General features: G+C 55.8%; 3 rRNA genes. All 3 read left to right on the top strand.

Annotated elements, in window-relative coordinates:
• Positions 1 to 100: 100 nt before the first annotated feature.
• The 3 genes from ACFVTR_RS19105 (at position 101) to rrf (ending at position 5484) form a co-directional block, all read left to right on the top strand.
• Positions 101 to 1629 (top strand): 16S ribosomal RNA (locus ACFVTR_RS19105).
• A 449-nt stretch (positions 1630 to 2078) separates the two neighbouring features.
• A 23S ribosomal RNA gene (locus tag ACFVTR_RS19110) occupies positions 2079 to 5181 on the top strand.
• A gap of 186 nt (positions 5182 to 5367) precedes the next feature.
• Positions 5368 to 5484 (top strand): 5S ribosomal RNA (gene rrf, locus ACFVTR_RS19115).
• The 16S, 23S and 5S rRNA genes sit together here, the layout of an rRNA operon.
• Positions 5485 to 5539 lie beyond the last annotated feature (55 nt).

Consider the following 5539-nt stretch of genomic DNA (forward strand, 5'->3'; position numbering starts at 1 on the left):
GGTGGGATTCCTTTGATTGATGGACAATTTGATTTTCGAGTCAGTTGTTTCTCTGTCAGAGATTGAACTCCCTGGCACTTTCGGGTGTTGGGAACCATTTTTTTTGGAGAGTTTGATCCTGGCTCAGGACGAACGCTGGCGGCGTGCTTAACACATGCAAGTCGAACGATGAAGCTGGAGCTTGCTCTGGTGGATTAGTGGCGAACGGGTGAGTAACACGTGAGTAACCTGCCCTGGACTCTGGGATAAGCGTTGGAAACGACGTCTAATACCGGATAGGACCTCGGATCGCATGATCTGGGGTGGAAAGTTTTTCGGTCTGGGATGGACTCGCGGCCTATCAGCTTGTTGGTGAGGTAATGGCTCACCAAGGCGTCGACGGGTAGCCGGCCTGAGAGGGTGACCGGCCACACTGGGACTGAGACACGGCCCAGACTCCTACGGGAGGCAGCAGTGGGGAATATTGCACAATGGGCGCAAGCCTGATGCAGCAACGCCGCGTGCGGGATGACGGCCTTCGGGTTGTAAACCGCTTTTAGTAAGGAAGAAGGGGCTTCGGCCTTGACGGTACTTGCAGAAAAAGGACCGGCTAACTACGTGCCAGCAGCCGCGGTAATACGTAGGGTCCGAGCGTTGTCCGGAATTATTGGGCGTAAAGAGCTCGTAGGCGGTTTGTCGCGTCTGCTGTGAAAACTAGAGGCTCAACCTCTAGCCTGCAGTGGGTACGGGCAGACTTGAGTGCGGTAGGGGAGAATGGAATTCCTGGTGTAGCGGTGGAATGCGCAGATATCAGGAGGAACACCGATGGCGAAGGCAGTTCTCTGGGCCGTAACTGACGCTGAGGAGCGAAAGCGTGGGGAGCGAACAGGATTAGATACCCTGGTAGTCCACGCCGTAAACGTTGGGCGCTAGATGTGGGGACCTTTCCACGGTTTCCGTGTCGTAGCTAACGCATTAAGCGCCCCGCCTGGGGAGTACGGCCGCAAGGCTAAAACTCAAAGGAATTGACGGGGGCCCGCACAAGCGGCGGAGCATGCGGATTAATTCGATGCAACGCGAAGAACCTTACCAAGGCTTGACATACACGAGAACGGGCCAGAAATGGTCAACTCTTTGGACACTCGTGAACAGGTGGTGCATGGTTGTCGTCAGCTCGTGTCGTGAGATGTTGGGTTAAGTCCCGCAACGAGCGCAACCCTCGTCGCATGTTGCCAGCACGTAATGGTGGGAACTCATGTGAGACTGCCGGGGTCAACTCGGAGGAAGGTGGGGATGACGTCAAATCATCATGCCCCTTATGTCTTGGGCTTCACGCATGCTACAATGGCCGGTACAAAGGGCTGCGATGTCGTAAGGCGGAGCGAATCCCAAAAAGCCGGTCTCAGTTCGGATTGAGGTCTGCAACTCGACCTCATGAAGTCGGAGTCGCTAGTAATCGCAGATCAGCAACGCTGCGGTGAATACGTTCCCGGGCCTTGTACACACCGCCCGTCAAGTCATGAAAGTCGGTAACACCCGAAGCCGGTGGCCTAACCCTTGTGGAGGGAGCCGTCGAAGGTGGGATCGGTGATTAGGACTAAGTCGTAACAAGGTAGCCGTACCGGAAGGTGCGGCTGGATCACCTCCTTTCTAAGGAGCAACTCGGAAGCCTTCGGGTTTTCGCAGTGCGCCAGATCAGACCGAACGTGTCTGCTGGTTGCTCATGGGTGGAACATTGACATAGGTGCTCGTCTGAATGGTTCAGACCTAGTACGCCTCACTTGTGGGGTTGGAACGGTGGGGGCCGGCCGGTCGGGCACGTGCACGCTGTTGGGTCCTGAGGGACCGGACAACTTCCCGGGTTTCGGCCTGGGGGTGATGGTTTCTTCAGACCTTCACGATGCCGATGGTTTCTGATTCGGTGGGGTGGGGGTTCTGGCCGTCTGTTGAGAACTACATAGTGGACGCGAGCATCTTAGAAGCAGCCCTTTGGGGCTGTTTCACAAAGATTTCGATGACATGGTCCTTCGGGGCTGTGTCTGACTAATCATTGGTCAATCTCGCACCTTCGGGTGCGCGATCGATTCAAACTCATGTGATTTCAAGTTTCTAAGAGCAAACGGTGGATGCCTTGGCATCTGGAGCCGAAGAAGGACGTCGTAATCTGCGATAAGCCTCGGGGAGCTGATAAACGAGCTGTGATCCGAGGATTTCCGAATGGGGAAACCCCGCCAGGCCCTTTGGGTGACCTGGTGACTCCCGCCTGAATATATAGGGCGGGTAGAGGGAACGTGGGGAAGTGAAACATCTCAGTACCCACAGGAAGAGAAAACAACCGTGATTCCGTGAGTAGTGGCGAGCGAAAGCGGAAGAGGCTAAACCGGTCATGTGTGATACCCGGCAGGGGTTGCATGATCGGGGTTGTGGGACCTTTCGGACTGTACTGCCGTGCAGTCACGGTGACGCGTCAGGTATAGACGAACCGCATTGAAAGGCGGACCGGAGTGGGTGTGAGTCCCGTAGTCGAAATGCCTGGCCGGCCGGAGAGGTATCCCAAGTAGCGCGGGGCCCGAGAAATCCCGCGTGAATCTGTCAGGACCACCTGATAAGCCTAAATACTCCCAGATGACCGATAGCGGACAAGTACCGTGAGGGAAAGGTGAAAAGTACCCCGGGAGGGGAGTGAAATAGTACCTGAAACCGTTTGCTTACAAACCGTTGGAGCCTCCTTGTTGGGGTGACAGCGTGCCTTTTGAAGAATGAGCCTGCGAGTTAGTGATCTGTGGCGAGGTTAACCCGTGTGGGGCAGCCGTAGCGAAAGCGAGTCTGAATAGGGCGATTCAGTCGCAGGTCCTAGACCCGAAGCGAAGTGATCTATCCATGGCCAGGTTGAAGCGACGGTAAGACGTCGTGGAGGACCGAACCCACTTCAGTTGAAAATGGAGGGGATGAGCTGTGGATAGGGGTGAAAGGCCAATCAAACTTCGTGATAGCTGGTTCTCTCCGAAATGCATTTAGGTGCAGCGTTGCGTGTTTCTTGCCGGAGGTAGAGCTACTGGATGGCCGATGGGCCTCAACAGGTTACTGACGTCAGCCAAACTCCGAATGCCGGTAAGTGAGAGCGCAGCAGTGAGACGGTGGGGGATAAGCTTCATCGTCGAGAGGGAAACAACCCAGACCACCAACTAAGGTCCCTAAGCGCGTGCTAAGTGGGAAAGGATGTGGAGTTGCACAGACAACCAGGAGGTTGGCTTAGAAGCAGCCACCCTTGAAAGAGTGCGTAATAGCTCACTGGTCAAGTGATTCCGCGCCGACAATGTAACGGGGCTCAAGCACGCCACCGAAGTTGTGGCATTGACATTTGTGGTAGGCCTTCGTGGTCCAGCCGTGTTGATGGGTAGGAGAGCGTCGTGTGCCGGGTGAAGCGGCGGTGGAAACCAGCCGTGGACGGCACACGAGTGAGAATGCAGGCATGAGTAGCGAAAGACGGGTGAGAAACCCGTCCTCCGGAAGACCAAGGGTTCCAGGGTCAAGCTAATCTGCCCTGGGTAAGTCGGGACCTAAGGCGAGGCCGACAGGCGTAGTCGATGGACAACGGGTTGATATTCCCGTACCGGCGAAGAACCGCCCACATGAAATCAGGAGTGCTAAGCATCCCAAGACGCGTGGATCCCTTCGGGGACGATCGTGAGGCGGCATGCGACCCCATCTGGTGGAGTGAGCGTATTAACAGGTGTGACGCAGGAAGGTAGCCCAGCCCGGGCGATGGTTGACCCGGGGCAAGCGTGTAGGCCGAGCGATAGGCAAATCCGTCGCTCATCAAGGCTGAGACGCGATGCGGATGAAAAGTGGGTGATCCTATGCTGCCGAGAAAAGCATCGACGCGAGGTTCCAGCCGCCCGTACCCCAAACCGACTCAGGTGGTCAGGTAGAGAATACTAAGGAGATCGAGAGAATCGTGGTTAAGGAACTCGGCAAAATGCCCCCGTAACTTCGGGAGAAGGGGGGCCTGAGGCGTATTAGGACTTGCTCCGAAAGCGTTTGAAGGCCGCAGAGACCAGTGGGAAGCGACTGTTTACTAAAAACACAGGTCCGTGCCAAGTCGCAAGACGATGTATACGGACTGACGCCTGCCCGGTGCTGGAAGGTTAAGAGGACCGGTTAGCCGCAAGGCGAAGCTGAGAATTTAAGCCCCAGTAAACGGCGGTGGTAACTATAACCATCCTAAGGTAGCGAAATTCCTTGTCGGGTAAGTTCCGACCTGCACGAATGGCGTAACGACTTCCCAGCTGTCTCAACCGCGAACTCGGCGAAATTGCATTACGAGTAAAGATGCTCGTTACGCGCAGAAGGACGGAAAGACCCCGTGACCTTTACTACAGCTTGGTATTGGTGTTCGGTGTGGCTTGTGTAGGATAGGTGGGAGACTGTGAAGCTGGCACGCTAGTGTCGGTGGAGTCATTGTTGAAATACCACTCTGGTCACTCTGGATATCTAACTTCGAACCGTGATCCGGTTCAGGGACAGTGCCTGGTGGGTAGTTTAACTGGGGCGGTTGCCTCCCAAAAAGTAACGGAGGCGCCCAAAGGTTCCCTCAACCTGGTTGGCAATCAGGTGGCGAGTGTAAGTGCACAAGGGAGCTTGACTGTGAGACTGACAGGTCGAGCAGGGACGAAAGTCGGGACTAGTGATCCGGCAGTGGCTTGTGGAAGCGCTGTCGCTCAACGGATAAAAGGTACCTCGGGGATAACAGGCTGATCTTGCCCAAGAGTCCATATCGACGGCATGGTTTGGCACCTCGATGTCGGCTCGTCGCATCCTGGGGCTGGAGTAGGTCCCAAGGGTTGGGCTGTTCGCCCATTAAAGCGGTACGCGAGCTGGGTTTAGAACGTCGTGAGACAGTTCGGTCCCTATCCTCTGCGCGCGCAGGAAATTTGAGAGGATCTGACCCTAGTACGAGAGGACCGGGTTGGACGAACCTCTGGTGTGCCAGTTGTTCCGCCAGGAGCACCGCTGGTTAGCTACGTTCGGAATGGATAACCGCTGAAAGCATCTAAGCGGGAAGCCGGCCTCAAGATGAGATTTCCATCCCTTCGGGGGAGAGGCTCCCAGCCAGACGACTGGGTTGATAGGCCGGATGTGGAAGACAGGACTAAAGACTGTCGGAGCTGACCGGTACTAATAAGCCGATAACTTGATAATCACTACACTCACACGATTTGAACTCATTCAAGTAAAGGCCGTGTGCGTGGCCCAAGATTTCTCGCGTCCACTCTGTGGTTCCCTTCAGACGGAAACACACATCAATTCAATACGACCCCCACCACGGTGAGGGGTCCACCGAAACCACCAACCCCACACCCTGTGTGGCCCAGTTGGTCCTAGAGTTTCGGCGGCCATAGCGCGAGGGAAACGCCCGGACACATTCCGAACCCGGAAGCTAAGACTCGCAGCGCCGATGGTACTGCAGGGGGGACCCTGTGGGAGAGTAGGACACCGCCGGACAAACATTACGAAGAGCCGCCCACCACGTGGGCGGCTCTTCGCCTTTAACACGAAC

The organism is Agromyces sp. NPDC058126 (assembly GCF_042884595.1).
Taxonomy (GTDB): domain Bacteria; phylum Actinomycetota; class Actinomycetes; order Actinomycetales; family Microbacteriaceae; genus Agromyces.